Source organism: Proteus sp. Marseille-Q3619, from assembly GCF_965283115.1.
Map to the genome: position 1 here is coordinate 3615167 of NZ_CBDIMP010000001.1, position 23436 is coordinate 3638602.

Consider the following 23436-nt stretch of genomic DNA (forward strand, 5'->3'; position numbering starts at 1 on the left):
GAGTAACTATTCATATTCATTCCTCTGCTTGCATCCCTGCGAGTTAAATTAAGCTGTCCGTAGCTTTCATACTGATATCACTTGGTTAAATCACATAAATAGTGTGGCGTGGGTAGGGGAGTCCAATTTAGGAATTTTGGGCGTGTTGTGTTTATGCCAATCTTTATGACAACTATCACATAACCACATAATTAACAGTGGTTGTGAATAATCCGTATGGTGCGCGAATATTTTTTGATTAGAGCTACACTGCTGGCATTTTTCTGGTCTAACTAGCTTTCCACTTCTTAGTGCGTTACTAACTATATTGTGTGCCTTTCTTTTAATCGGGTTGTTTTCAATAAATTTCTTTTTAGCTCTATCTGCTGCTGCCTTTCCTCTATCAGTTTTTTGGTAGTTAACTCTTGCATGGACACGATGGGGTAAGCTAGCTCTAGACCTGTCATATATTGATAGGCATTCCTTGCAAGCTGCTGTCAATCCATCCTTGGATGCCCTTCTAACCTGAAAGCTATCTATTGGTTTGGTTTTTTCACATCTTGAGCATTTTTTCATGATTAACTCCTAAAATGGAATATCAGAGTCATCAAAATCCATCGGTGGCTGATTCTGTGGTGCTTGATGTTGTGCTGGCTTCTGTGGTTGCTGTGGTTGACCCCATCCTTGGTTTTGTTGTGGATTCTGCCTACCAGCCTGATTGTTGTTACCTAACATTTGCATTGAACCATTAATATTCACTACAACTTCCGTGCTGTATCTGTCTTGTCCATTTTGATCTTGCCATTTACGTGTTTGTAATTGACCTTCTATATAGACTTGTGATCCTTTACGCAGATATTCGCCAGCAATTTCGGCGAGCTTTCCAAATATCACAACTCTATGCCATTCAACACGTTCCTTGGTTTCACCTGATTGTTTATCTTTCCATGAATCGCTGGTGGCTAATGTAATATTAGTAACTGCATCGCCATTTGGGAGGTAACGCATTTCAGGATCTTGACCTAGATGTCCTATCAATAAGACTTTGTTTACACCTTTACTTGCCATTACATCGCCTCCAATTCAGATTTTCTGATGTTATATACTTCCTTTGCTTTTGATTGTTCAGGCGTTTTTCTGAGTAACTTCCATGTTTCTCCAAATTCTTTTTTCAAAATATTGAGATCTGTAATAGCCATTACTGAATTAGTAAAATCTTTCAATATCTGATCTGGTGTTCTCGGTGCTACATTGTGGGCTTCTGCATCCGCATCGATTGCTGTTTCTTCGGTTGGTATACAAAATGTTTGGAAAGCTGCGTATTTATATGCAATAGACATGGCTTTATTTGTGGCTTTGTCTCCGCTATCCATCGCTTCACCATAAGTCACAACTGTGTGTTTACTTCCATCTTCAACAGAAACAAATTCAAACTCAGCTTTCACTACGACATAGAATAACAAGCCACCTCTTTGTGTTTGTCTTTCCGTGACGGTACGTTCAATAATCCGTGGAAGAATAAGTAATCCATGCTTAACTAGAGCAGGAGCAAGGGCGTTATATACTGCATCGATTCCTCTGAACATAAATCCTTGTTGTTGGTTTACACTTCCTTTTTTAATGCCCGTTTCAGCCATTTCTCTAGCAACATTACTAATAGCTTTGTATACAGCAGTCATATTAATCCCCTAAATATTGACCTTGACGGCGATCACTTCCGTAGTAATCGACTTCAAATTTATTACTAGGCGTATATGTCCTTTTTGAATCTCGTTGGGCTTGAATATGCTCAGGAAGAGGAGGGTGATTTTTCGATGTGTTCAAGTTCATGTGTAGCAATTCCATTGCTAATCGTTTTTCCCTATCTGGCACACTTGTATTCGGCAATTGACCGTCAATCATTGCAATTGCCTTAGCGAGAGCCTCTTCTCTATTTTTTTCTAACTGTGATGTTAATCGAGGGTATTTTTTTGTTGGGCAGAAATGAGAGATATTGTTCATTGAAAATCTCCCTGAAAGTCCTTCATTGGCAATGACAATCCTTGCCGTCCTAACACTTCCGTTTGATACATAAATTCATCGAGCTCGCGTTCCTGCGATTCTTTGCACCTCCTGCGTAATTCTTCTAACCATTGTTGATGGTCTGTCACGCAACCCTCCTGAAATACAACTCATTGAGTATCTTTGCAACCACTTCCCCTCGTCCTGAGAGATGAATAGCCGTAGCAAGTGACTTTTCATCATATTGACTGATTATGTAATCAACGACTTCTGAGGGGGCAGGTTGGTAATATTGGGTAAGTTCTCCAAATGATTCGGTTTCAATGTGGACATCGTTGAGATTCTGAAAGGTTATTTCCGTGCCATTATTTCGGTTTCTGCTCGTCATATCGGCATAGGTGTAACGTATGGTTAGTGACATACTTTCCTCCCATAAGCTTTCATTTGTAATTGACTTGCTAATCGCCAAATATTTTTGTTATTTGTAGAGACGGCTATCCTTGCAGCTTGACGAGCAAGTTGTAAAAAAGGTGTAGAGATACTCACCGCCATGCCGTCACGCATAGCGCTGTAATAGTTAGTTTTCATGGTGACCTCGCTAGATGAGCGATAAGGTGGTTATCTGGTGTTGGCGAAGTGAAGGTGTATTAATTTATTTTTAATGATTTGAATTTTATTAGTGTGTTATTTTATTGAGCAATGTGTTTATAGCAGCTTTTTTAAATGATGATTTAATTGAATTTTCTCCAACTAAATTATCTGAGAAGTTACTTAGTAATATAGCTAATTCTGGTGCTTCTTCATGAGCGTATACTTGTGTTTTTACTTCAACATGTGGTGATTTAATTTTATGGTCTAAAGTTAATTTCACATTAATAACGACACTGGTTTCTTGTTTCATCATTTTTATTTCCTTTTAATGAATATAATTAATTACGAAATATTTTGTTTATATATCTAAATATATGGTGGGTTATTGTTGAGCGAGAGCTTTAGAGTTTTGCTACAACTTCGTCATAATTGACTTCAAAGTCTTCGCAGGTTTCTTTCAAGTCGTTAAAGTTAATTGCGTGATTTAAGGCGCTAACTTCATCCTGAGTTAGTTGTTCATCTCGGTAATCATTAAATCCAACTGATAACAATTTACCGCCTAATATCTCTGTTCCTGTATTAACAGACGGCTCCTTACCATCTTCATACTCAACTACGAATGTCATTTTACTCATGTCATACATCCTTCGTTATTAACTAACATACTGATATACTTCATTTAACTTAAATAAATGGATTTGTTTTCATGAAATTAATTACTGTTGCTGCGCTTTTATTCACAACATCTGCAATAGCTGATAATCAGTGCAAGCCAGATGATATTTGTTTGTCTTTCAAAACTAGTAAAGGTGAGCTTTTTATTGCATGTAAAAATATAGAATCAGCAGAAATTGACTCTCATATACAAGAAAATGATTCCTTGAGAATTAGACTTAAAAATGATACTGGTCTGAGTAATTTTTCTGTTAAAAATATCGGTCAAATAGCAGATATTAATATTAACGGAGTCAAGTATACTCAGGCTGTCATCACATCTCGTATGGATACTTCTATTAGAGTTACAGTAACTTCAAGTCCTAACTTTCAATTAGTAGACGATTTGATAAGGTGTATTAATTAAACATGACGCTAGTAGCCTGAATACTCACGAAGTGCGTCTACTATTTCATCACATTCAACAATTAGACTAATTTTTGAATTATCATCACACTCTTTTAACCGACCAAGTTTGATGGATTATTTTCTCAACATCTTTGCTTGCCATTCTGGATTGTAACTATCTGGAGTTTTAATTCCCATCTCTATCTCCTATCTATTAATCAACGTGCCGTAACCCCGAATTCACTGCTCGGCTGTTTTGTTTTAACTCCTGAAAATACTGCTACATTAGGTAAGCAACAGTTATCTGCTGAGTCATAAACTTTAGTACTACGAATTGAAATTGCTTTTTCAACCCTACTAACTGGTTTGCGTGTTAGTGATAAAGTAGGGCGCTTTATTTCTTCTTTTGGCTTGCCATGAATGGCAACTTTTAACTGTTCATTCATAGCATATGCGTTTTGTAATTCCGTTCTACGGTCAGCTCTGCGACTTCTAGCGCAGTTATATCCGCGAATACACATAATTACCACCTCCGAATAAGTTTTGGTGATTGGTGGTAGGTGCTGATCTCCTACTTTCGGTGTTACGTCATGCGACTTATTGAGTTATTGCCGATCCCTATATTGCTAATCAGCTTTATCATTCACCAATCCAAAAACTTACTGTTTTTGGTTTGCGCATTTTTCAGCGCGTTCTGTTAAAGAGCGAACATCCTGTTTATCTATGGCTTCTTGCCTTTGGTATGTTAAATATAACCAGCGGTGATTTACAAGTCAACACCGCGGGTAATTAAAATATAACTAGCGGTGTTAATTTATTGTATTTCCAGATAATTTATTTTCAAAAAAATCTCAAGTTGGAATGCAGATCACTTTAATAGACAAACCTCAGTGCAGAAAACAAACAAAAATGTTTATGTGCATATCCAGTAGAGTGTTATTGTTTAAATATTGAACGGAGGTGTGTATGAATATTGAAAGAGATGCTATTTATGAAAGTGTATGCCAAGTTGTAGGAAGGTCTGTAATGTTATTAAACGAAAAAGGTTACCGCATTACACATAAGAATATCTCAGCAATTTTAGAAGAGCAGCGTGTAAATGAAGAGAGTAAACATATGATTGCTATTTATAGTATAGCTATTGATTTGATTGATAAATAAGTGAAAAAGAAGCCCCCATGGGAGGGCTGGGCATTAGTAATTAATCTTCATCTTCAAACAAGCAGTTATATTCACTATAAGCCATTAATTCTGGATAATATACAAGGCCAGCTTTTTCTTGAATAGATTATATTGTCGTTGAGCATACTCAGTTACTAACCAAAGAAATATCCGCAAACATTTTCTTCTACTAATTGAATTGCATCAGAGAAGCTACCTAACATTTTTTCATCGTAGTGGTGCCAGTTGCTATTTTTATCCATCCAAAGCAGAGACCATGAACTAGAATGCCTATTATATGTTATTTTTGCTATTGGTTCTTCTACTTTGCCATCACTCCATATTAGTTGTCTAATTTCAAAGATAATTACTGAGTCGTCCTCGATACGATACTGTAGATCTAATTCATCTCTCAGGTGCTCTGCTGGGCGGCGTTTTTCCATGAAAAACTCCATACACCGTCTAATATTTGCTATCTCAATATTGTTAAACGCCATACTCCCTCCTAAAACGTGTCGTCAGGCCATTGTGACTTGATTACCTTACCTATGATTGTGCAATTCCCATTAATGGGGATCAGGTCATAGCGTGGGTTTAATGGCTCTAGATACTCAATCCCGCCTTCTCTAATAAGTCGTTTGAATGTAAATTCATCATTCAGTAAACGAGCAACACAGAAATCTCCGAACTCGACTTCTTCTTCAGGATCTACCAGAATTAGCATTCCTTCTGGAAAACTTGGCTTTCCTCCAGGTGGGGCTGTCATTGATTGCCCTTCAACTTCTAACCAGAAAGCGCGCTCACTAGCTTTCTTAGCTGTCGGTATCCAATACACAGCATCTTTCTGAGTGTATGAGTTAAATTCTGTTGAGAAAGCGCCAGCTTGTACCTTTGTAAATAGAGGGTACTGGTATTTTTCATTCATGCTTGGTGTTTTTAATGGGCTGACAGCTTTAAACATACCTCTAATTTCTTTGGCTAGAGATGGGCTAAATTCATCAACAGTGACTTGCAATGCTTCTGCTAGCTTAGCTGCATTCTCTATATTTAATGCATTTACGCCATTCAATAATTGAGCAATGGCACTTTGCCCCATGCCGATTGAATCACCAAGGGTTTCTTGTGACAAGCTGAGCTCTTTCTTTTTTGCCTCAAATATATTTTTTAGGCGAAGAGCGTCAGCTTTTTGTTCATCTGTGATCGGTTTTTTTTTCATACTGCAATTTTATTACCAAATGGAATATTTACCAATCACCGCAGGTGTTGACTATTTTATCACTTGCGGTAATAATGATTAAAAAAGGAGAAACTATGGAAAAGTCCCTCTTACTAAATTTGCTACTGAGCTAGGACAACACAAAACGGCTGAATTGTTAGGTGTTAGGCAAAGCGCAATAAGTAAAGCAATTTTAAAGAAAAGAAATATTTTCATTATCAGAAAACAAGATGGAACAGTTGAGGCTGAAGAAGTTAAGCCGTTTCCATCAGGAAAATAAGTATCATCCTGCTCTTTAACAGCTCTGCGCTGAAAAATGCGCACCTAAACAATCCGCTCATATGGAATGAGCCACGGATCATTATTGTCCCTTAGTTAACTCATAAGGACTCTAAACAATGGAATGCGCAAATACACGCAAACAATTCAATCAATTTATCTCTAATCACCTAATCGCATCAGCATTGCAAGCATTGAGAAATAAAACTCAATCTGCTGTGGCTAGAACATTAGGTGTCCATGATTCAACAATTTTACGTCGAACTGAAAAATATCCTGAAATATGCGAAACACTTGTCGCATCGGGAATTATTGATTTTGTGATGGAAGGAGAACGAAAAATCTCAGAAGAAGAGTACCGATTTTTGTGGAAACAAATGGGTGAACTTTCTCAAATGAAAATAAAAGAAAACGCCTCGATTGCGGCAACAAACGAGGCGTGTTGTTCAATGGAATTCACCATTTAACGTACAAATATACTGTATCAATATCCAGTTTTTATCACAAGGGGAAACTTCGGTTTCCCTTTTTTGATACAGCTTTGGAATGGAGAAATTATACCATGAGACAAAGAATAAATCATGAATTTAATGGCTGTGATGAGCATAAAAACATCATGAGAAATAGGCTATTACAAGAAATAACCCCACTGGGTTGTCAGCGTTTAAAGGAAGCATTGAAAGACGCAAAATTAAGGAAAGCACATCGGGATAAGTTATTAGGAGAGCGAAAATGAGTATGCTTCTAATGGCAAAAGCCATGCAATTACAGGTGGGGAGTACAGCACAAAAAATGGTGCTACTGAAACTTGCCGATAATGCCAATGATAAAGGCGAGTGCTTTCCTTCTTATGAAACTATTGCACGTCATTGCGAAATTAGCCGTCAAAGTGCGATAAACCACATTAAAAGTTTATGTAAAAAAGGGTTTGTTCGTAAAGTTACGCGAAAAACTGATAAGGGGCATACTTCCAATTTATATATTTTGGATTTGGAGGCTAAATCTCTTGATGAGGGTAGTCAAAATACAGTACCACCTAGTCAAAATTCTGTACCAGAGGTAGTCAAAGAATTTGACCACGGTAGTCAAACGGTTGGACTAGGGGGTAGTCAAAAATTTTTACCCAGAACCAGTCAGTCTTTTAACCAGTCAATTAACTCTAAAAAATTATCGTCTGACGACTCGAAACCTGCAAAGCAGATTTCAATTAATCGGCAAGCTAAAATTCCTTATCAGGAAATCATGCAAGCCTTCAACGAATCGGCAGGGGATAGATTACCCAATGCCGAATCACTGAATGACAAACGCAAACGAGCAATATCCAAATTCCTGAAAGAGCTCAAAGAACCCACAGTTGAATCAGCTAAAAATTATTTTGATTATTTTATGGAAACGGCGAGTGCTTGGTATTTCGGCGAAAATAATCGGGGTTGGCGAGCGAATTTTGATTATTTACTCAGACCTGAAACGGTACTCAAAACAAGGGAAGGAGCACTGTGATGAACCAAGTTCCGAATAATTTAATGGCGGAACAAAATGTTATTGGAGGACTCCTGCTCGACCCGCAAAGTGACAATGCTCAATCAATTTTCTCACTGCTAAAACCTGAAGATTTTTATGCCCGACACCATCAAATTATTTATCTCACCCTGCGAGAAATGTATACCCAACGTATGCCAATAGACATCATGACGGTGACGGATTGTCTGGAGTCAAAAGGCCGAATTAATCAATCAGGTGGTTTTGCCTATCTTGCTGAGATGGCAAGAGAAACACCGAGTATCGCTAACATTATGGCTTATGCGAAAAAAATCCGAGAGTGTTCCGCACAGCGTTTTGTTATCGAAAAGACGGTTGAAATTCAAAAACTCATGATGGTGCCAAGTGAGTTAAGTTTTACGGATAAAATTGAACAAGCACAACGCTTGCTTGATGAAGCCACGTCGTTTGGAAAAATGGGGAGAAAAACAGGGCTACGCCGAATTGATGATGTGTTGGATGATGTTTTTACCGATATTTGTGACCGCCAAGATAACCCAGAGAAACATCGAGGATTAAAAACGGGATTTAAAGATTTTGACCGCCTATTAAGCCCAAAACAGATTGTCATCGGTTCTCTGTTCGTGATTGGTGCTCGTCCAAAGATGGGAAAAACAACCGTTCTCACTGAAATGGCAAAAAATGTCTCACAACAAGGTAAGCCTGTATTGTTGTTCAGCATGGAAATGACGGATAAACAGCTTGTTGAACGGACACTAGCCCAACAAACCCAGATTAATTCAGATAAATTTTACCAAAAGTTAGAGGAGTATGAATGGGATAGGCTTTGCAGTGCCATCGGTCGCCTTAAAGATGAGCCCAATATTTGGGTGGATGATACACCCGGCATGTCCTTACAACACATTCGTTCTGAAAGTCGGAGAATTAAGCGCAAAGTCGGTGATATTGGGTTTATTGGTGTCGATTACCTCACTCTGATGCAAGCGGGAAAAGCTGACCGTAATGATATTGCCTATGGTGAAATCACTAAGGGGCTAAAGATATTGGCAAAAGAGCTCAATACGGTGGTTGTGTTGCTTGTACAACTGAATCGGGGATTGGAAAACAGGGCAGATAAACGCCCCGTACCAAGTGATTCAAGAGATACAGGACAAATCGAGCAAGATTGTGATTATTGGTTAGGCATTTATCGTGATGCGGTGTACCACGATAATGCGGATGAAACACTGACCGAGATGATTTTAAGACTCAATCGACACGGTAAAACAGGTACTGTGTATGTTGACCAACAAGGATTGAGTATTACATCGGTTGATCAATATATGGCTGCTTATCGCGCTCAACCGAAACGAGAGCCTAAAAGGTATTGTGAAAAATCGTTTTAATTCGATAGAGGGATTTTAGATATGACAATAAAACAACTACAGAAAAAAATTCATCAACAAAACATTGAGGCTGGATGGTGGGATATCCCAAGGGAAAAAGGAACCTTACTTTGCTTGATCCATTCTGAAATTAGTGAAGCAATGGAGGGGGAGCGTAAAGATCTAATGGATTACCATTTACCACATAGAAAAATGGCAGAAGTTGAACTTGCTGATGCTGTTATTCGTATTTTGGATTATGCGGAAGAGTTCGGTTACGACATCGAAAGCGCTATTACAGAGAAACTCGAATACAACAAACATCGAGTAGATCATCAGCGAGAAAATAGAGTTAAAAAAGGAGGTAAACGATTTTAATTTAGCAATTTCCGAGATGAAACTAGGTGTTTGTATATTTAAAAAATAATGATGGAGAGGTTGTTTAGTGACAGATGATATCTGTCTCCATAAATCCAATCTCAACAGTATTTTCAAAGTGCTCTCCGAAATCGTGACAACAGGTAAACGCTATCGCATCAAAATCACCGAGTGGCGTGATTTAAGAACCATACCCATGAATAAAACATGGCGTATGTGGATGGAAACCACAGGCGAGTGGTTACGTGCACGTGGCGTTGTTATCGATATTAAAAATGGTGTCGGTGAAATCGTTTTATCAAAGCCCATCACTAATGAGGAAACTCATGAATATTTCGTTGGACATTGGCTAGGACGCAATGAAAACGGTGAGCGTGAAAAAACCAGCAAGATGGATAAAGCAAGGATGCTTTACATGATGGAGAAACATGAACAATGGTGCATTGAGAAGGGAATTCCGATCATCATTCCTCGTAACTCTGAATATATGAGTTTGAAAAGAAAGCAAGAAGAATAGGAAATAGTGATGATTATTTCAGTTAATAACATGATCGTTTTTATTTTAGAGTGATAAAAAATAGTAATCAGGAGGCTCATGATGAATTTACGCAATGAGGCAAAAGGGCGTGAATGTCAGATTAGAATACCTTCAGTTTGTAATGGTAACTCTGAAACGGTTGTTTTAGCCCATTACAGAATGTCAGGTCTTTGTGGCGTCGGAATAAAATCGCATGACTTATTTGGCGCTTGGGCTTGTAGTGCATGTCACGATGAAGTTGATAGACGAACACGATTTACGGATATGGAGTATGCAAAACAATGTCACCTAGAAGGTGTTTTGAGAACGCAAGCCATATTGATCCAAGAAGGGAAGTTGAACGTGTGAAGGTCTTTAATATCGAACCAGTACCTAAACCAAGGATGACTCAGGCTGATAAATGGAAAAAACGTCCCCCAGTTTTAAAGTATTTTGCGTTTAAGGACGAAGTAAAGTTAAACAAAATCACCCTACCTGAATCACATTACCACATTACATTCATTCTACCCATGCCGAAGAGTTGGAGTAAAACTAAACGCTCCGAAATGAACGGTAAACCCCATCAACAAAAACCGGATAAAGATAATCTCGAAAAAGCATTACTTGATGCTATTTTTGACGATGATTCACGTGTATGGGATGGGCGGGTAACAAAAGTGTGGGGAAAAAGGGGGCAGATAATTATCCAAGAGGTGCGATAGTGAATATTGAGTGGATACGCGAGCGAGTAAGTACAGCGTTGATGAATGTTTGTATTATAGAAAATGGGCCGTTAAGTGCCATGGAGGAACAAGCAATACTTGTAACCGATAGGTTTAAAAGAAACCCAATACGCTATGCGGGTGAAATAAAGTCTCGATACAGACTCCCCTCACATCCACTCAAAATTAAGCAAAAACATGCCAAAGGAAAATCAAAACCATTAATTAATGAAGTTACTTATCGCACTTCATCATGGCGCAGAGGTATTCATCAATTGCCTAACGAAATGCGCTTATGGTTACTCTATTGCTATGGTGATTATCAATATTATCGTGAGCAAATACTCATTGTTCCCTATATTTGGCATGAGTTTCAGCGATTAAATAGTAAAAAAAGGATAACGAAAAAAGTTAAGCAACGACTTCAATCTCTTACCTTACTAGCCATTCAGGCGGTAAAAGCAGAAATTAATCAAACAGCAAAAAAATATACGGATGTTAAGCTCGCTGAATTGTTGGGCGTCAGTGCTGATGCTTGGCGAAAGAGCTATAAACTGTATTGGATTTGTTTATTAGATTGTTGCTATCAATTAGATAGAGATTCGCTATTCAAAATTAGCGCTTTAAGCTGATTAAAAAAGTTGCAAAACTCCGTTTTTTTCTATAAATTAAATGCAATATTTATATAATAGTATAAATGTAAGTATTTCAAACCTCGCTTCGGCGGGGTTTTTTGTTATCTACAATCCCATGTAGGTCAAAGATAAAAAATTTAGGATTTAGGGCTTGAAAAATGCTTGCTCGTTCATATTTATATTTTGGGTAAATAAGATACCGCCCATAATTCATTAAATACTGAAGGAGGAGTTATATGCCTAACATTAAACCTTTTTCATTATTCCCAACATTATCTGACAACTTACTTTCAAATCGTTTTGATCAGATAGATCGCCTGTTTAGTCAGTTAACAGGCAGTAAGCCAATAGCATCACCTGTACAGACTTATAACCTGAAACAGATTGATGATAACCATTATGAGCTGACAGTGAGTGTGCCTGGATATCAAGAAAATGATTTATCGGTTTCATTGAAAGGTAGCCGTTTATTGATTGAAGGGAAAAAAGAAGAAAAATCAGAAGAAGACAATGATAAATGGATCCACCGAGGCATATCTCAAGGGCAATTTACGTTGCAATTTGACCTCGGTAAAAATGTTAAAATAGAAAAAGCCGATTTATCAAGTGGACTTCTGACCATTGCTATTGAGTATGAATTACCTGAAGAAGAAAAACGACAAACAATAGCGATAGAAAATAAAGATAAAAGTTAATTGAGTTAGATAACGTGAATAAGATTAAGGCTACGCATGATGTGTAGCCTTAATTGTTTTCAATACACAATAAAAAAATGCCGATACGCTAGGAGTCATATCGGCATATAAAATAAACGCAAGAAGCAATGTAAGTCATGTCGTACTAATTCGTATCAAACCTGTCAATTTGATACGAATGTAATGATAATTATTCTCATTAAGATATTCAACCCTAAATTAAATAAGGTTACTTTGTAGCCTTTCCGTCTATGCCGACCACAGAATCAATACCCACTTATACCGTTCACACAAGAGCTGTGAGTCGGCACCTTTTAATAGGGTTTCATTCTTGATAGCACACACAAGTGCTTTTATTGCAAAAATAAAGTTTGCTATCTGAATTTTTCTATGGCTTAATGACATCACTGGTTTGGAAGTACAGGCCTATTTATGTTAGTCAGTTTAAAGTTGTTCACCGTTTAGCGTTATCCTCGATACCACTTCATTGCGAATTCCTTCTAATTAATTCCCATAAGTAAAAATAAAAAACAAACCCTCATATGCCTTATGGCAAATTAAATAAATTAAAGGAAATTCTATGTCTAATACAATGACTGGTTCAGTAAAATGGTTTAACGATGATAAAGGTTTTGGTTTCATCACTCCTAAAGATGGAAGTAAAGATGTATTTGTACATTACTCTGCAATTCAGAGTGATGACTTCAAATCTCTGATGGAAGGCCAAGAAGTTTCATTTACCATTGAAAATGGTATGAAAGGTCCAGCAGCAGGCAACGTGGTGGCTCTCTAAAGGCGCTATTACTATTCGCCTCTATTTTAAATGCCCTTGTTGTAGCGGTTCACAATATAGAACATCACAATTTGATGTTACAGTGAACAATCCACACGGCGCAAAATGTATTTTTTGTAAGACTGTGATGGCTGCTCAAATGAGTTAAGCGTTAAATAGTTGAATATATAGAACCTCGCTTTGGCGGGGTTTTTTTGTTGCTTAAATTTAAAGATGATCCCTTTATATTTTAAAACGTACATATTCATTAGTGTGTGGTAAACTTAGGAAAGTAAACATACCTCATTGCTATCAACAGCAAACCTTGCATTTGCAAGTTTTTATCGAAAATAGATGCGGTATCTAAAGGAATGATTTCCTAAGGAGATGCCTATGAATTGGTCTGCGCTATTACACCGAATCCCCGCTTTTTTACGGAATGTAATTATCATTGCTTTATTGCTCTTAGTTGCATTTGTGATAGTTCGTTGGTTCAGGTAAATTCATTCCGCCATTAGCTTAACTGGGAGAGTATTTAGTTTTATTTAAACTAAAAGTCGAGGTTCGATACCTTGATGGTGGCCTAATTAAATATAAAGCTTCTCATCTATTTTTTATTTTAATCTATAGAAAACTTGATATTAGGAGCATAAACTCTTAGGAGTTATTATGACAGGACTAAACCAAACAAAAGTAATTAGTCGAGTTTTACAATGGATTAGTAGTGTTGGCCTGATATTGCTTGCAATTATTTTAATAATTTTTTTAGTTAAAGAAACTATTATCCTTGCTAATTTATTGTTTACAGTTAGTGATCCAGTTTCAATTTATTTATTAGTTGATGGACTTATCATTTACTTTCTTTATTTTGAATTTATTGCATTAATTATTAAATATTTTCAGTCGAATTATCACTTTCCATTGCAATATTTTATTTATATTGCAATAACTGCGGTAATTAGGTTAATTGTTGTTGAACATAAAAATCCTCAGTTACTTATTGTTTACTCAGGAACGATACTGCTACTTGTTATTGCATTATATATTTCTAGTGCTGAAAGATTGAAACCTAATTAAAATTATAAAAGTAGTAAAAAAAGCATAATCTTACTAATATGAATACAGTTATGATTTACTATAATCAGATTATATGAATGTTTCATATGAGGTAGTAAGAATGTTTAACTCTGTTACAGATATTCACAAAAATAATTTTGTTGGTAAAAAAATTATTGTAGGGATTAGCACTTGTTTATTAGGGAATAATGTTAGGTTTGATGGTGGTCATAAGCGCTTTCATCTTGCCGTAGATGAACTATCTGATTATTTTGAATATCAATCGGCTTGTCCTGAGATGGCTATTGGTTTACCTACACCAAGACCCGCACTAAGATTAGTTAAATCAAATTCAGGAGAAATTGCATTAAAATTTAGTAACGGGAGTGAAGGTGATTTAACTGAAAAGATGAATCGGTATTCTGTTGAGTATTTAGAGAAATTTAATCAGTTTAGTGGGTATATTGTTTGTGCAAAATCACCAAGTTGTGGATTAGAGCGTGTTCGTGTATATGATCCTATTGGTAATGGTAATAGGAAGGCTGGGACGGGTATTTTTACAGAAAATCTGAAAAAAATGATGCCTTGGTTACCAATAGAGGAAGATGGACGATTGAATGATCCTCATATAAGAGAAAATTTTGTTATACGTGTATTTGCACTGGATGAGTTGAATGAATTGAGAATGAACGCATTTACTCGTCAGTCTTTAATCGATTTCCATACAAGATATAAACTGCTCTTATTGGCTCATTCACAACCTCTTTATAGAGAGTTAGGTCGCTTTGTTGCTAATAATAAAGAATGGCATTCATTGGAAGCTTTTTTTGATGAATATCGAAATAGATTTATGACATTATTACAGCACCAAGCAACACGACGTAATCATACCAATGTTCTTATGCATGTGCAGGGGTATTTTAAGCGCTATTTAACATCAAATCAGCGACAAGCATTAAGTCAATTGATTTTAGAATACCGTCAAGGAATACAGCCTTTATTAGCACCTTTAACATTAATTAATCATTATCTATCAGAGCATCCTGATAATTATTTGAGTAAACAGAGATATTTTCATCCTTATCCTCAATCCTTAAGATTACGTTATGGATTATAATAAACTTATTGATAGGAGGAAAATATGATACGTTCTTTTGTCACTTTTTTAAGTTCATTTATTCTTACTGGATGCAATGTTATTCCTCCGAGTGACATTAAGCCTGTTAATAATTTTGATCTATCACGTTATCTTGGGCAGTGGTATGAGGTCGCTAGAATAGATAATCGTTTTGAAAAAGGCTTAACGAAAGTTACCGCAAATTATTCATTACGAGATGATGGTGGTGTTAAGGTTATTAATCGAGGTTGGAGTCAAAATAAACATCGCTGGAAAGAAAGTATCGGTAAGGCTTATTTTGTTGATTTATCTAATAAAGGTGCATTAAAAGTATCATTTTTTGGTCCATTCTATGGTGGATATAATATCATCAAATTGGATAAGAATTATCAATATTCTTTGGTTGTAGGACCAGATAAAGATTATTTATGGATATTATCACGTACACCGACCATGCCATCAAATTTGTTGAATGAATATATTAATTTTGCAACATCATATGGATTTGATAGTAACAGGATCATAATATTTTAACAAAAGGTATATAGCTGAATTTAAATACTATCTAATTTGATGGTATTTAATTTAATTATGATTTGAAAATGCCTATTCATATTATCCATTATAATAACACTGGTAATGATTATTTACACCTAAGAGCATGGGGATTTATGAGTTAGTGTTATCCAGGCTAGTCGTTTTGTTTTTATTGGTGAATAAAATGTGCACTTTTCTGATTTTTTATTTATATCGTTCTCGATTTGAGTTGTTTGTTTAACTGACTGATTTTTATCATTATTAGTTATTATAATGAAAGTAATTATAAAAAATAAAGAAATAAGAAATAAAATAATATATCGCACTTGATTACTCCGTTTCATAAATATTATTTATTATTTTATGAATAAATTTATAAATATGTACAGTAATAAATAAGAATTACTATATTTTTATAAATCATCTCGAAAATCTCTTAATAATTTCTCTTTATATTAATCATTAATGGGCACTCCGTAGGGGTGTATATGTGTATGGAAAAATTAACCAATGTTACTTATGGAACAGCGGGCTTAACGGCATTTTTTGCCAGCCTCTCATTATATGAATGGGGATTTGTTATCGGGATGGCGTTTAGCATGCTCCTGGGTTTAGCCACTTATTTTATGACTCGTCGAGAGCAACGAAAACGCACTCAATTATTTGAAGAGCTTGTTCGACATGTTGACCCACAAAATCCAACTGAAACCCTAAAAAGGCTTGCTGAATTAATGGTAAAAGCGCCAAAGGATATTTAATGTCTCTCAAACAGAAAATAGCTGCGCTAACAACTGCGGGAGCAACAGCAATCGCATTAGTAGTGATAGCCCATTTTGAAGGTGTGCGTTATGAACCTTATCGTGATGTGGCAGGCGTTTTGACGGTTTGTTATGGGCATACAGGCAAAGACATTATTCAAGGTAAGACATATACACAACAAGAATGTGATGCGTTATTACAAAATGATTTTATTAAGACACAACAGCAAGTCGATGCATTAATCAAAGTACCACTCGATGACTACACCAAAGCCGCTTTATATTCCTTTGCTTTTAATGTAGGAATGACAGCATTTGCTCGCTCAATATTACTCAAGAAATTAAATGCGGATGATAGAGCGGGTGCCTGTGAAGAAATAAAACGTTGGGTATATGCGGGTGGAAAGGTTTGGCGAGGGCTTGTCAGTCGTCGAGAGGCGGAGTCAGCACTATGTCATGGAAACCTTTAATCATCATTATCAGCTTTATCCTTGCATTACTCATTACAGTCGCTGGTGGTATTTATCTCTTAATTGATAACTCATGTACTAAAGACCAAGTTAGTTTAGAAAAGCGCTGTCAGATAGCTCTCTCACATCATAGGTACTAATCATGAAATACGGGAAACTCTATGCCGTCATTGCGATGGTAGGCATCATTGTGGGTAGTTATTGGGTGATTAACTGGCAAGCTAACAGGATTAATTCACTGACAGATACCAATAAAAAACTAACTGTGGCTCTCGAAGAACAGAAGTCTATTAATACTGATTATCAAGCACGCATAATGCGATTAAATCAGTTGGATATTCAATATATACAGGAGTTAGCGAATGCCAAGAATGAAATTAGTCGCTTGCGTGATATTAGTGAGCGTCATCCTGAGCGGGTGTATATCAAAGCCGAGTGCCCAAAAAACAAAACCACTCCCGCCACCCGCTTGGCTTATGCAACCACCGCCCGACCTACTGACACCGCTATCAGAAATTATTGGTTACTCAGAGAGCGAATTGCAGAGTCAGAACAGATGATTAAAGGGTTGCAGGATTACATTAGAGTGGAGTGTGTGAACTAAAAAAAGCCCAGCATGGGTGCATGGGCAAACTAACTAAACACCAATCAGTAAGAGTATAGCGAGGTTGATTTTAGTTAGTATAGCTTAAGTAAGTATATATACCAGATTGATAATTCTGATTAACTTATTTCTTACCTAAATAAAAACGCAAGATAAAAATAACCCTGTGAGTTTGGGCTCCCACAGGGCTTTCACTAGTATGAGTGAAAACAATAGATTACCAATATCGACTAAACCAATCTGTTAATAATCAACGCTATTTTTTAGAAAATAATCCTCTTGTAATGATGTTTTAATGCGTTGCGTTGTCGCTGTTCTCATACATTAACGATGACATGTTCTCCTCACATTGAGTGTGTAAGAGAAATCAAAAACAACGAATACCACCGTTTTGTTATTTTTTGGTCATTATCAGCAACGTCAGCTGTAGGTAGAAGAAGGGGCGTGACGATGGAGAGACATCAATATATTTAATTCTACAAACGTCATTTATTTAGTGGCGTATATGGATAGCCATCAGTTAATCGCTGGTGGCTTTTTTTATACGCATTTCATCGCTTATTCACAGAGCAATTCACAAACGTCGAATCCAATCACTTTGATATGAGCCTTCGAGGAAGTCAGTTATAGCTGGCGAGCTTCGACGGGCTGATTTTCTATGTGAACGAGGGTTCATTTCAAATGAAGGTAAAACGTTATGAATAAATCCTTAGTTTTTAAAGGTCATAAAATCACCCCATTTGATAAGGGGGATGGAAAAATCTGGTTTACCAACAAGCAACTTTCAGAATTACTTGGATACAAAGATGAGTCATCAGTAACTCGTATCTTTAATCGAAATAAAGATGAGTTTACCGATGGCATGTCTCAGACGGTCAATTTGACCGTTAGTAATAAAAACAATGAGATGCAAAATAAAAGAGTGCGGATATTTTCGGTTAGAGGTGCTCATTTAGTCGGTATTCTCTCTAAAACTGATATTGCTAAAGCACTTCGACGCTGGCTACTAGACTTAGCAGAGAAGGAGTCAAAACCTCAAGCAGAACTAGCAAATCTTGATATGGATGAGCTCAAAAGCCTTACCATTAACGAAATGCAAAATAGATTAGTAGCAGTGGATAATTGGTCTTTCGAAAATTTTGGCAAGAAAGGCAGTGACCTGATGAATTTGCGCAAGCGTCATTTGAAGAAAATACGCAAAGCAAAGAAATTCATTATTGATTTATCACAACTTACTTTACCTGATATGGGTGATTTTCCAGATGGAGGAGAACCTGCATGAACCACGAACAATTCATAGAAAAGAACATACAGGCCGAGTTAAAGAAGCTAGGCTTTTCTTTATCTGTCATCCAGAGAGCAAGCTACATGGCAGTAGAGCATTATCGCCGAATCGCTCAAGCGAGTAAGAAAGGGCGAATATTTGACGATTGCTTGCATATCGCCAAAGTATGGGCGAGTAAGTTCACTAAGGATAAGATATGACCAAAAAAGAAAAAGACTGTCTATCCACTCTTCATTGTCAATTACAGCAATTACTTGAATACCTGCATTGTGGCAGAGTTGATGATGGTAGGATAGTTGCTGAAATCGTTGAACGCGAGTTAGGTAAGTTAGTCAACAAGCAGAAAACCAAATAGGCTCTAGTGGTCTTTTTATTTCACTTGAGAATCTTCTCTTTCTGCAAATGCCTGTAACTCCCTAACATACCTATGCCATTGTCTCCCTTTTGATTCTTGCGCATATTCATGGATATGAATGGTTCGGTCATGAATTATAGATTGGTCTATGCGAGACATTTCAAATATGACCACTGTGTCAGCGTTAACTAAATAGGTGTAAATATTTTCACCTTGTTCAATCATTTCGTAAATACAAAATACCGACTTTAGTTCGGTAGGATGAATTACTTTCCTCAAATAAGGTACAAATACATCTCTCTGCATCTTGAGAAATTTCGTCATATAATTTTGGTTATCATGTTTATCTCTCACTATTGAGCTCCTCTATCTGTTTTCATTTTAGATAACTATATATCAGCATTCCGCTTAGCGCGGTTTTTTTATTGGGTGGGATATGTCAGAAAAATATCACGTAATAGCAACTAAGAAAGATGGCTCAACATACAAAGGCATAATGACCACTAAAGAGCCTCATGTGACCAATAGGATAATCGGTAGCGCAAAAATAGAATACTAAATAAATTAGACCAAAAATAGCGTGTTTTGGGCATTCTTCAGGCCTGTGAGGATAAATAAAGGTGAGCAATTAAGCTCTATAAAAGACACAGGAGAATTCTAATGTCTAAAACAACCGATCAGCTGATCAACAATCTTAAGCATAACTTCAAGTTACTGGAAACCATTTATCAATCAGGCTTGTCAATTTACTACAATACTGACGTAATCCATGATGCTATTGATGCAATCATGGATGAGTTAAGGCGACGAGGAGTTGCTATCTAACAATAGCCCGCTCCGGCGGGTTTTTTATTGCAAATCACAAAGCTCACTACGGTGAGTTTTTTAATTTGTTATGAGGGAAAATTATGGCTAAAAGACCAGATTGGGAGGCCATCGAGTCGGCTTACCGAGCTGGCGTGATGTCACTCCGAGAAATAGCTTCACAACATGGTATATCTGAAGGGGCTATACGTAAGAGGGCTAAGAAAGATGATTGGTCGCGAGATCTTAACGCAAAGATAAAATCTCGTGCTGATGATTTGGTACGCAAAGAAGAAGTACGCAAGCAGGTACGCACAGAAACAACATTATCTGAGCGCGTACTTATTGAGGCTACGGCTGAGGTTATTGCTAATGTTCGTATGGAACACAGGGGCGATATACGGCGAGCGCGAGAACTGGCTAACGTCTTGTTTGATGAGCTGAGTACAGAGTGCGCAGATGTGCCTGCCTTGAGTAAGTTGGGCGACCTGATGTTTAGTCCTGATGATAATGGTCGCGACAAACTCAATGAAATTTATCACTCAATTATCTCCCTGCCTGAGCGTGTTAAATCAGCAAAAGCACTTAGTGAAACACTTAAGAACTTAATTGGACTTGAGCGTCAGGCATATGGCCTTGATGACGTTCAGCCGAATAAGACGGCTAGCCAACTATCAGATTTAATGGACGACCTATCTAAGGAATAATCATGAAGCCAGAACATCTTGCATTATTAAGAGATAAGCTCTGGCGATTGAACCATCTCTACTGGATAACCAATAAAGAAGGTAAACCAGTTCGATTTAAAATGACGCCTGAGCAGCTTGAATACTTCGAAGGAATGCACACGCGAAACATTATCCTTAAAGCACGTCAGCTTGGCTTCACTACTGAGGTCTGCATCATCCAATTAGACGCAGCGCTATTTGAGGCGGCGAAATGTGCGTTGATAGCTCACACGCTTAACGATGCTAAGCGACTATTCAGAGAAAAGATAAAGTATGCCTACGAAAAGCTACCTGATGAAATTAAAGCTGCAAATCCAGCGAGTAATGATGCGTCTGGTGAATTGGTGTTTAGCAAAGGCGGGTCACTTTATATCAGCACATCATTTCGTGGCGGCACACTCCGATATTTGCACGTTTCTGAGTTCGGCAAGATATGCGCTAAGTATCCAGAGAAAGCTCGTGAGATTGTCACTGGTGCATTTGAGGCGGTATCAAGCGATTGTTTCACGACAATTGAAAGTACAGCAGAAGGTCGAGCAGGTTATTTCTTCGATTATTGTCAGTCTGCTGAGAAAGCGCAAATTCAGAGCAAGGCTCTCTCTAACCTAGACTGGAAATTCTTTTTCTTCTCATGGTGGAAGAATCCTGAATACTCCATTGATCCTGTGGAACAATTACCGCAACGATTAGTTGACTACTTCGATGAAATATCAAGTAAACATGGCGTTCAATTAAACGAGCGTCAGAAAGCATGGTATTACGCCAAAGAGAAAACACTCGGCGACGATATGAAGCGGGAATATCCGTCAATACCGTCTGAAGCATTTCAGCAAACTGTTGAAGGCGCTTACTATGCCAAGCAATTCCGCTTCCTGTACGAAAATAAACGCATTGGCACACTTCCTGATAACTCGCATCTACCGGTTCATACGTACTGGGATATCGGTGTGGGGGACTCAACATCAATCTGGTTTATCCGTGAAGTAGGCGAAGAGTTTCATGTCATAGACCATTACTCAAATAGTGGTGAAGGCCTGCGACACTACATGAAAGTGCTGAAAGACAAAGGCTACACATATGCAAGTCACAATGGCCCTCATGATATCGATAACCGTGAGTTTGGTTCTGATGCGAAATCTCGGCGTGAATTAGCGCGTGAAGGGTACGAAATCGACGGACAAATTTACTCAATCCGATTTGACGTAGTGCCGAAACTTTCCATTGATGAAGGCATTGAGGCTGTGCGTGAAATTCTCCCCCTCTGTGTTTTTGATGAACATAAATGCAGTGTAGGCATCGCTCATCTTGAGGGGTATCGCAAAGAGTGGGATGACAAACGCGGATGTTGGAAAGATAAGCCACTTCATGATTACACATCTCATGATGCTGATGGATTTAGATATTTTGCAGTGAGTCGAAGAAATACTAAACGGTTGACTAAGAAAATAGAATTTAACTGGAACTAACATGAATACAAACGTTGATTATAAGCATCCAGCTTACAATGAGTTTTTGCCTGAATGGGACATGATTGGCGATTGTGTTGATGGCGAACGAGTTGTTAAAAGCAAGAAAGAGAAATACCTCCCTCATCCGGCAGATAACAAAGATGAAGATGATAAGGGTAATGAGCGTTATAAGCGCTATTTAGCTAGAGCATCCTTTCTGAATGCCACGGGTAGGACACTTAGTGGTTTACTTGGTATTGCTTTCAGTAAGCCAGTAAAGATTAGTGTTAGCGGTGGTGTCGAGTATTTAGAAACTGACATAGACGGTCAAGGCCAGCCACTAACCCAAATGATAAGGGATGCGTTATCGCAAAACTTACAGCGTGGTCGAGCTGGCCTATTGAGTGATTTTAGCGGAGCAGGGATTCAGTCAGAAGCTAATAAGGGGCGACCTTATATTAGATTATTTACAGCAAAGGAAATCATTAATTGGAGAGTAACGAATGGAAAAACATCTCTCGTTGTCCTCAAATATCAAGAACCAGTAGATACAGATGATTTTGAACTGAAAATGCAGAATAACTGGATTGAATTAAGGCTTATTAATGATGTCGCTCATTCTCGTCGTTGGTATGAAGATGGAGACATAAAGGTTACAGATTGGGTTGTATTGAGTGATGCGATTGGCAGTCCATTAAATGAGTTGCCATGGTCATGGATTGGCTCAATGAATAATGATCACACTCCTGATTCTCCACCTCTTGCTGATATAGCATACGTGAATATCAAACATTATCAGGCTGAGGCTGATATAGCAGAATCGGCACATACTGTCGGTCAACCAATGGTTGCATTAACAGGTCTTACAGATGACTGGGTTGAGAAACATATGTCTGATGGATTTACTGTTGGCTCCCGTAAAGGGGTATTGCTACCACAAGGTGGTGACATGAAGTTTGCACAGCCCGAAGATAGAAATATTCAAATCACCTTAGCTGAACGTAGAGAGAAGCAAATGGCAATGCTAGGCGCTAAGTTAGTTGAACGAGGAACGTCAGCAAGAACAGCTACACAGGCACAGGATGAGGCACAAACAGATAATTCAGTGCTGTCATTGTGCGCGGGTAATGTTGAGCAAGCATTTAACCGAGCACTTGATTTTTGTATCCAGTTTGCGGGTGGTGGCGAAGCGTCAATACAACTGAATAAAGTTTATGATATCGCTAAGTTAGATTCACCAACGATTACAGCGTTATTGGCTGCGTTGCAATCAGGAACTATGCGATTGATTGATTTTGTTAAGTACTTGCAAAGTATCAATATCATTTCTCAAGATGAGAGGGCTGAGGATGTTGTTGATGAATTGGAATTAACGAGAGGGGCAAATATGTTGGGAGTGTAA

The 23436-nt window shown here is 37.6% G+C and carries 41 protein-coding genes and 1 pseudogene; 29 read left to right on the forward strand and 13 right to left on the reverse strand.

Annotation, left to right across the window (positions count from 1 at the left end; translation table 11 throughout):
* Positions 1 to 90 precede the first annotated feature (90 nt).
* The 9 genes from ACWPWK_RS16570 to ACWPWK_RS16610 form a co-directional block, all read right to left on the reverse strand.
* Positions 91 to 555, reverse strand: coding sequence for a hypothetical protein (locus ACWPWK_RS16570; protein WP_244185063.1), 465 nt, complete (start codon positions 553 to 555; stop codon positions 91 to 93).
* A gap of 9 nt (positions 556 to 564) precedes the next feature.
* The gene (locus ACWPWK_RS16575) at positions 565 to 1047 is read right to left on the reverse strand and encodes a single-stranded DNA-binding protein (RefSeq protein ID WP_109373562.1); all 483 of its coding nucleotides are present in this window, start codon (positions 1045 to 1047) and stop codon (positions 565 to 567) included.
* The gene (locus ACWPWK_RS16580; RefSeq protein ID WP_109373563.1) at positions 1047 to 1658 is read right to left on the reverse strand and encodes an ERF family protein; all 612 of its coding nucleotides are present in this window, start codon (positions 1656 to 1658) and stop codon (positions 1047 to 1049) included. The genes ACWPWK_RS16575 and ACWPWK_RS16580 overlap by 1 nt, the downstream gene beginning before the upstream one ends.
* A 1-nt stretch (position 1659) precedes the next feature.
* Complete coding sequence (locus ACWPWK_RS16585) at positions 1660 to 1980, reverse strand: hypothetical protein (RefSeq protein ID WP_109373564.1); 321 nt, start codon at positions 1978 to 1980, stop codon at positions 1660 to 1662.
* On the reverse strand, positions 1977 to 2129 hold the full coding sequence (locus tag ACWPWK_RS16590) for a hypothetical protein (RefSeq protein ID WP_164530398.1): 153 nt from the start codon (positions 2127 to 2129) through the stop codon (positions 1977 to 1979). Before ACWPWK_RS16590 ends, ACWPWK_RS16585 begins: the two co-directional genes overlap by 4 nt.
* On the reverse strand, positions 2126 to 2401 hold the full coding sequence (locus ACWPWK_RS16595; protein WP_098943682.1) for a hypothetical protein: 276 nt from the start codon (positions 2399 to 2401) through the stop codon (positions 2126 to 2128). The genes ACWPWK_RS16590 and ACWPWK_RS16595 overlap by 4 nt, the downstream gene beginning before the upstream one ends.
* Positions 2392 to 2568 (reverse strand): hypothetical protein, encoded by a 177-nt coding sequence (locus tag ACWPWK_RS16600; protein ID WP_160230130.1) that lies wholly within the window; start codon positions 2566 to 2568, stop codon positions 2392 to 2394. The genes ACWPWK_RS16595 and ACWPWK_RS16600 overlap by 10 nt, the downstream gene beginning before the upstream one ends.
* Before the next feature lie 88 nt (positions 2569 to 2656).
* Entirely contained in the window at positions 2657 to 2884 is a 228-nt protein-coding gene (locus tag ACWPWK_RS16605) for a hypothetical protein (RefSeq protein ID WP_098943681.1), read from the reverse strand.
* A gap of 88 nt (positions 2885 to 2972) precedes the next feature.
* On the reverse strand, positions 2973 to 3197 hold the full coding sequence (locus ACWPWK_RS16610) for a hypothetical protein (RefSeq protein WP_138158020.1): 225 nt from the start codon (positions 3195 to 3197) through the stop codon (positions 2973 to 2975).
* A gap of 80 nt (positions 3198 to 3277) precedes the next feature.
* Between ACWPWK_RS16610 and ACWPWK_RS16615 the strand changes: the two genes are divergently transcribed.
* Complete coding sequence (locus tag ACWPWK_RS16615) at positions 3278 to 3652, forward strand: hypothetical protein (RefSeq protein ID WP_098943679.1); 375 nt, start codon at positions 3278 to 3280, stop codon at positions 3650 to 3652.
* A gap of 199 nt (positions 3653 to 3851) precedes the next feature.
* Here ACWPWK_RS16615 and ACWPWK_RS16620 read toward each other — a convergent pair whose 3' ends face one another.
* Positions 3852 to 4154 carry a transcriptional antitermination N peptide gene (locus tag ACWPWK_RS16620; protein WP_098943678.1) on the reverse strand — a complete coding sequence of 101 codons (303 nt, stop codon included), beginning with the start codon at positions 4152 to 4154 and terminating at the stop codon, positions 3852 to 3854.
* A 445-nt stretch (positions 4155 to 4599) separates the two neighbouring features.
* On the opposite strand from ACWPWK_RS16620, the gene ACWPWK_RS16625 reads away from it, so the two are divergent.
* Positions 4600 to 4794 carry a DUF2767 family protein gene (locus tag ACWPWK_RS16625; RefSeq protein WP_098943677.1) on the forward strand — a complete coding sequence of 65 codons (195 nt, stop codon included), beginning with the start codon at positions 4600 to 4602 and terminating at the stop codon, positions 4792 to 4794.
* Between the two features lie 155 nt (positions 4795 to 4949).
* Here the strand turns inward: ACWPWK_RS16625 and ACWPWK_RS16630 are convergent, their stop codons facing one another.
* Both ACWPWK_RS16630 and ACWPWK_RS16635 read right to left on the reverse strand, forming a co-directional pair.
* Positions 4950 to 5291 carry a DUF3024 domain-containing protein gene (locus ACWPWK_RS16630; protein ID WP_088495876.1) on the reverse strand — a complete coding sequence of 114 codons (342 nt, stop codon included), beginning with the start codon at positions 5289 to 5291 and terminating at the stop codon, positions 4950 to 4952.
* Positions 5292 to 5299: 8 nt separating this feature from the next.
* Positions 5300 to 6010 (reverse strand): LexA family protein, encoded by a 711-nt coding sequence (locus ACWPWK_RS16635; RefSeq protein WP_098943676.1) that lies wholly within the window; start codon positions 6008 to 6010, stop codon positions 5300 to 5302.
* A 112-nt stretch (positions 6011 to 6122) separates the two neighbouring features.
* On the opposite strand from ACWPWK_RS16635, the pseudogene ACWPWK_RS16640 reads away from it, so the two are divergent.
* From ACWPWK_RS16640 to ACWPWK_RS16750, 23 genes and pseudogenes are all read left to right on the forward strand, one after another.
* Positions 6123 to 6290, forward strand: a pseudogene (locus ACWPWK_RS16640) (Cro/CI family transcriptional regulator); the annotation flags it as partial.
* A 118-nt stretch (positions 6291 to 6408) separates the two neighbouring features.
* Positions 6409 to 6756: a hypothetical protein gene (locus ACWPWK_RS16645; RefSeq protein WP_004247478.1), complete on the forward strand. Its 348-nt coding sequence runs from the start codon at positions 6409 to 6411 to the stop codon at positions 6754 to 6756.
* A 95-nt stretch (positions 6757 to 6851) separates the two neighbouring features.
* Positions 6852 to 7025, forward strand: coding sequence for a hypothetical protein (locus ACWPWK_RS16650; RefSeq protein ID WP_004251793.1), 174 nt, complete (start codon positions 6852 to 6854; stop codon positions 7023 to 7025).
* Positions 7022 to 7789, forward strand: a complete 768-nt coding sequence (locus ACWPWK_RS16655) for a helix-turn-helix domain-containing protein (protein ID WP_109374413.1) — start codon at positions 7022 to 7024, stop codon at positions 7787 to 7789. Before ACWPWK_RS16650 ends, ACWPWK_RS16655 begins: the two co-directional genes overlap by 4 nt.
* Positions 7789 to 9174, forward strand: coding sequence for a replicative DNA helicase (locus ACWPWK_RS16660; RefSeq protein ID WP_109372764.1), 1386 nt, complete (start codon positions 7789 to 7791; stop codon positions 9172 to 9174). Before ACWPWK_RS16655 ends, ACWPWK_RS16660 begins: the two co-directional genes overlap by 1 nt.
* Positions 9175 to 9195: 21 nt before the next feature.
* The gene (locus tag ACWPWK_RS16665) at positions 9196 to 9531 is read left to right on the forward strand and encodes a nucleoside triphosphate pyrophosphohydrolase family protein (RefSeq protein ID WP_017628812.1); all 336 of its coding nucleotides are present in this window, start codon (positions 9196 to 9198) and stop codon (positions 9529 to 9531) included.
* A 67-nt stretch (positions 9532 to 9598) separates the two neighbouring features.
* Positions 9599 to 10048, forward strand: coding sequence for a YbcN family protein (locus ACWPWK_RS16670; RefSeq protein WP_049195179.1), 450 nt, complete (start codon positions 9599 to 9601; stop codon positions 10046 to 10048).
* Positions 10049 to 10126: 78 nt separating this feature from the next.
* The gene (locus ACWPWK_RS16675; RefSeq protein ID WP_004245984.1) at positions 10127 to 10417 is read left to right on the forward strand and encodes a DUF1364 domain-containing protein; all 291 of its coding nucleotides are present in this window, start codon (positions 10127 to 10129) and stop codon (positions 10415 to 10417) included.
* Entirely contained in the window at positions 10414 to 10770 is a 357-nt protein-coding gene (locus ACWPWK_RS16680; protein ID WP_004245983.1) for a RusA family crossover junction endodeoxyribonuclease, read from the forward strand. The genes ACWPWK_RS16675 and ACWPWK_RS16680 overlap by 4 nt, the downstream gene beginning before the upstream one ends.
* On the forward strand, positions 10770 to 11402 hold the full coding sequence (locus ACWPWK_RS16685; protein WP_109372765.1) for a bacteriophage antitermination protein Q: 633 nt from the start codon (positions 10770 to 10772) through the stop codon (positions 11400 to 11402). Before ACWPWK_RS16680 ends, ACWPWK_RS16685 begins: the two co-directional genes overlap by 1 nt.
* 239 nt (positions 11403 to 11641) lie before the next feature.
* Complete coding sequence (locus ACWPWK_RS16690) at positions 11642 to 12100, forward strand: Hsp20 family protein (protein ID WP_072070436.1); 459 nt, start codon at positions 11642 to 11644, stop codon at positions 12098 to 12100.
* A gap of 580 nt (positions 12101 to 12680) precedes the next feature.
* Complete coding sequence (cspE, locus tag ACWPWK_RS16695; protein ID WP_041701226.1) at positions 12681 to 12893, forward strand: transcription antiterminator/RNA stability regulator CspE; 213 nt, start codon at positions 12681 to 12683, stop codon at positions 12891 to 12893.
* Positions 12894 to 12900: 7 nt separating this feature from the next.
* Positions 12901 to 13041, forward strand: a complete 141-nt coding sequence (ymcF, locus tag ACWPWK_RS16700) for a cold shock small protein YmcF (protein ID WP_419775829.1) — start codon at positions 12901 to 12903, stop codon at positions 13039 to 13041.
* Positions 13042 to 13541: 500 nt separating this feature from the next.
* Positions 13542 to 13949, forward strand: coding sequence for a phosphate-starvation-inducible protein PsiE (gene psiE, locus ACWPWK_RS16705; protein ID WP_098943670.1), 408 nt, complete (start codon positions 13542 to 13544; stop codon positions 13947 to 13949).
* A 100-nt stretch (positions 13950 to 14049) separates the two neighbouring features.
* Entirely contained in the window at positions 14050 to 15045 is a 996-nt protein-coding gene (locus ACWPWK_RS16710; RefSeq protein ID WP_109372766.1) for a YbgA family protein, read from the forward strand.
* Positions 15046 to 15069: 24 nt separating this feature from the next.
* Positions 15070 to 15579 (forward strand): lipocalin family protein, encoded by a 510-nt coding sequence (locus ACWPWK_RS16715; RefSeq protein WP_098943667.1) that lies wholly within the window; start codon positions 15070 to 15072, stop codon positions 15577 to 15579.
* A gap of 491 nt (positions 15580 to 16070) precedes the next feature.
* Positions 16071 to 16340, forward strand: coding sequence for a phage holin family protein (locus ACWPWK_RS16720; RefSeq protein ID WP_109372767.1), 270 nt, complete (start codon positions 16071 to 16073; stop codon positions 16338 to 16340).
* Complete coding sequence (locus ACWPWK_RS16725; protein WP_109372768.1) at positions 16340 to 16810, forward strand: lysozyme; 471 nt, start codon at positions 16340 to 16342, stop codon at positions 16808 to 16810. Before ACWPWK_RS16720 ends, ACWPWK_RS16725 begins: the two co-directional genes overlap by 1 nt.
* Complete coding sequence (locus ACWPWK_RS16730) at positions 16792 to 16950, forward strand: hypothetical protein (RefSeq protein ID WP_004244729.1); 159 nt, start codon at positions 16792 to 16794, stop codon at positions 16948 to 16950. The genes ACWPWK_RS16725 and ACWPWK_RS16730 overlap by 19 nt, the downstream gene beginning before the upstream one ends.
* A 2-nt stretch (positions 16951 to 16952) precedes the next feature.
* A complete protein-coding gene (locus ACWPWK_RS16735; RefSeq protein ID WP_109372769.1) occupies positions 16953 to 17414 on the forward strand; it encodes a lysis protein in 462 nt (153 codons plus the stop codon).
* Positions 17415 to 18111: 697 nt separating this feature from the next.
* The gene (locus tag ACWPWK_RS16740) at positions 18112 to 18696 is read left to right on the forward strand and encodes a BRO family protein (RefSeq protein WP_109372770.1); all 585 of its coding nucleotides are present in this window, start codon (positions 18112 to 18114) and stop codon (positions 18694 to 18696) included.
* Positions 18693 to 18899 carry a hypothetical protein gene (locus tag ACWPWK_RS16745; RefSeq protein WP_089503217.1) on the forward strand — a complete coding sequence of 69 codons (207 nt, stop codon included), beginning with the start codon at positions 18693 to 18695 and terminating at the stop codon, positions 18897 to 18899. Before ACWPWK_RS16740 ends, ACWPWK_RS16745 begins: the two co-directional genes overlap by 4 nt.
* Positions 18896 to 19054 (forward strand): hypothetical protein, encoded by a 159-nt coding sequence (locus ACWPWK_RS16750; RefSeq protein ID WP_167392488.1) that lies wholly within the window; start codon positions 18896 to 18898, stop codon positions 19052 to 19054. The genes ACWPWK_RS16745 and ACWPWK_RS16750 overlap by 4 nt, the downstream gene beginning before the upstream one ends.
* Before the next feature lie 15 nt (positions 19055 to 19069).
* Here the strand turns inward: ACWPWK_RS16750 and ACWPWK_RS16755 are convergent, their stop codons facing one another.
* The gene (locus ACWPWK_RS16755; protein WP_089503218.1) at positions 19070 to 19408 is read right to left on the reverse strand and encodes a hypothetical protein; all 339 of its coding nucleotides are present in this window, start codon (positions 19406 to 19408) and stop codon (positions 19070 to 19072) included.
* Between the two features lie 306 nt (positions 19409 to 19714).
* Here ACWPWK_RS16755 and ACWPWK_RS16760 point away from each other — a divergent pair, with 306 nt between their 5' ends.
* From ACWPWK_RS16760 to ACWPWK_RS16775, 4 genes are all read left to right on the forward strand, one after another.
* The gene (locus ACWPWK_RS16760; RefSeq protein WP_167392489.1) at positions 19715 to 19879 is read left to right on the forward strand and encodes a hypothetical protein; all 165 of its coding nucleotides are present in this window, start codon (positions 19715 to 19717) and stop codon (positions 19877 to 19879) included.
* Between the two features lie 83 nt (positions 19880 to 19962).
* Positions 19963 to 20565, forward strand: coding sequence for a hypothetical protein (locus ACWPWK_RS16765; RefSeq protein WP_109372771.1), 603 nt, complete (start codon positions 19963 to 19965; stop codon positions 20563 to 20565).
* Between the two features lie 2 nt (positions 20566 to 20567).
* Complete coding sequence (locus tag ACWPWK_RS16770; RefSeq protein WP_109372772.1) at positions 20568 to 22052, forward strand: terminase; 1485 nt, start codon at positions 20568 to 20570, stop codon at positions 22050 to 22052.
* A gap of 1 nt (position 22053) precedes the next feature.
* Positions 22054 to 23436: a DUF4055 domain-containing protein gene (locus ACWPWK_RS16775; RefSeq protein WP_109372773.1), complete on the forward strand. Its 1383-nt coding sequence runs from the start codon at positions 22054 to 22056 to the stop codon at positions 23434 to 23436.

Excerpts from the sequence above, each read along its gene's own strand:
- ACWPWK_RS16570 (WP_244185063.1), bottom strand. The coding sequence starts at position 555 with ATGAAAAAATGCTCAAGATGTGAAAAAACCAAACCAATAGATAGCTTT.
- ACWPWK_RS16575 (WP_109373562.1), bottom strand. The coding sequence starts at position 1,047 with ATGGCAAGTAAAGGTGTAAACAAAGTCTTATTGATAGGACATCTAGGT.
- ACWPWK_RS16580 (WP_109373563.1), bottom strand. The coding sequence starts at position 1,658 with ATGACTGCTGTATACAAAGCTATTAGTAATGTTGCTAGAGAAATGGCT.
- ACWPWK_RS16585 (WP_109373564.1), bottom strand. The coding sequence starts at position 1,980 with ATGAACAATATCTCTCATTTCTGCCCAACAAAAAAATACCCTCGATTA.
- ACWPWK_RS16595 (WP_098943682.1), bottom strand. The coding sequence starts at position 2,401 with ATGTCACTAACCATACGTTACACCTATGCCGATATGACGAGCAGAAAC.
- ACWPWK_RS16600 (WP_160230130.1), bottom strand. The coding sequence starts at position 2,568 with ATGAAAACTAACTATTACAGCGCTATGCGTGACGGCATGGCGGTGAGT.
- ACWPWK_RS16605 (WP_098943681.1), bottom strand. The coding sequence starts at position 2,884 with ATGATGAAACAAGAAACCAGTGTCGTTATTAATGTGAAATTAACTTTA.
- ACWPWK_RS16610 (WP_138158020.1), bottom strand. The coding sequence starts at position 3,197 with ATGACATTCGTAGTTGAGTATGAAGATGGTAAGGAGCCGTCTGTTAAT.
- ACWPWK_RS16615 (WP_098943679.1), top strand. The coding sequence starts at position 3,278 with ATGAAATTAATTACTGTTGCTGCGCTTTTATTCACAACATCTGCAATA.
- ACWPWK_RS16620 (WP_098943678.1), bottom strand. The coding sequence starts at position 4,154 with ATGTGTATTCGCGGATATAACTGCGCTAGAAGTCGCAGAGCTGACCGT.
- ACWPWK_RS16625 (WP_098943677.1), top strand. The coding sequence starts at position 4,600 with ATGAATATTGAAAGAGATGCTATTTATGAAAGTGTATGCCAAGTTGTA.
- ACWPWK_RS16630 (WP_088495876.1), bottom strand. The coding sequence starts at position 5,291 with ATGGCGTTTAACAATATTGAGATAGCAAATATTAGACGGTGTATGGAG.
- ACWPWK_RS16635 (WP_098943676.1), bottom strand. The coding sequence starts at position 6,010 with ATGAAAAAAAAACCGATCACAGATGAACAAAAAGCTGACGCTCTTCGC.
- ACWPWK_RS16645 (WP_004247478.1), top strand. The coding sequence starts at position 6,409 with ATGGAATGCGCAAATACACGCAAACAATTCAATCAATTTATCTCTAAT.
- ACWPWK_RS16650 (WP_004251793.1), top strand. The coding sequence starts at position 6,852 with ATGAGACAAAGAATAAATCATGAATTTAATGGCTGTGATGAGCATAAA.
- ACWPWK_RS16655 (WP_109374413.1), top strand. The coding sequence starts at position 7,022 with ATGAGTATGCTTCTAATGGCAAAAGCCATGCAATTACAGGTGGGGAGT.
- ACWPWK_RS16660 (WP_109372764.1), top strand. The coding sequence starts at position 7,789 with ATGAACCAAGTTCCGAATAATTTAATGGCGGAACAAAATGTTATTGGA.
- ACWPWK_RS16665 (WP_017628812.1), top strand. The coding sequence starts at position 9,196 with ATGACAATAAAACAACTACAGAAAAAAATTCATCAACAAAACATTGAG.
- ACWPWK_RS16675 (WP_004245984.1), top strand. The coding sequence starts at position 10,127 with ATGATGAATTTACGCAATGAGGCAAAAGGGCGTGAATGTCAGATTAGA.
- ACWPWK_RS16690 (WP_072070436.1), top strand. The coding sequence starts at position 11,642 with ATGCCTAACATTAAACCTTTTTCATTATTCCCAACATTATCTGACAAC.
- cspE (WP_041701226.1), top strand. The coding sequence starts at position 12,681 with ATGTCTAATACAATGACTGGTTCAGTAAAATGGTTTAACGATGATAAA.
- psiE (WP_098943670.1), top strand. The coding sequence starts at position 13,542 with ATGACAGGACTAAACCAAACAAAAGTAATTAGTCGAGTTTTACAATGG.
- ACWPWK_RS16710 (WP_109372766.1), top strand. The coding sequence starts at position 14,050 with ATGTTTAACTCTGTTACAGATATTCACAAAAATAATTTTGTTGGTAAA.
- ACWPWK_RS16715 (WP_098943667.1), top strand. The coding sequence starts at position 15,070 with ATGATACGTTCTTTTGTCACTTTTTTAAGTTCATTTATTCTTACTGGA.
- ACWPWK_RS16720 (WP_109372767.1), top strand. The coding sequence starts at position 16,071 with ATGTGTATGGAAAAATTAACCAATGTTACTTATGGAACAGCGGGCTTA.
- ACWPWK_RS16725 (WP_109372768.1), top strand. The coding sequence starts at position 16,340 with ATGTCTCTCAAACAGAAAATAGCTGCGCTAACAACTGCGGGAGCAACA.
- ACWPWK_RS16730 (WP_004244729.1), top strand. The coding sequence starts at position 16,792 with ATGTCATGGAAACCTTTAATCATCATTATCAGCTTTATCCTTGCATTA.
- ACWPWK_RS16735 (WP_109372769.1), top strand. The coding sequence starts at position 16,953 with ATGAAATACGGGAAACTCTATGCCGTCATTGCGATGGTAGGCATCATT.
- ACWPWK_RS16740 (WP_109372770.1), top strand. The coding sequence starts at position 18,112 with ATGAATAAATCCTTAGTTTTTAAAGGTCATAAAATCACCCCATTTGAT.
- ACWPWK_RS16745 (WP_089503217.1), top strand. The coding sequence starts at position 18,693 with ATGAACCACGAACAATTCATAGAAAAGAACATACAGGCCGAGTTAAAG.
- ACWPWK_RS16750 (WP_167392488.1), top strand. The coding sequence starts at position 18,896 with ATGACCAAAAAAGAAAAAGACTGTCTATCCACTCTTCATTGTCAATTA.
- ACWPWK_RS16760 (WP_167392489.1), top strand. The coding sequence starts at position 19,715 with ATGTCTAAAACAACCGATCAGCTGATCAACAATCTTAAGCATAACTTC.
- ACWPWK_RS16765 (WP_109372771.1), top strand. The coding sequence starts at position 19,963 with ATGGCTAAAAGACCAGATTGGGAGGCCATCGAGTCGGCTTACCGAGCT.
- ACWPWK_RS16770 (WP_109372772.1), top strand. The coding sequence starts at position 20,568 with ATGAAGCCAGAACATCTTGCATTATTAAGAGATAAGCTCTGGCGATTG.
- ACWPWK_RS16775 (WP_109372773.1), top strand. The coding sequence starts at position 22,054 with ATGAATACAAACGTTGATTATAAGCATCCAGCTTACAATGAGTTTTTG.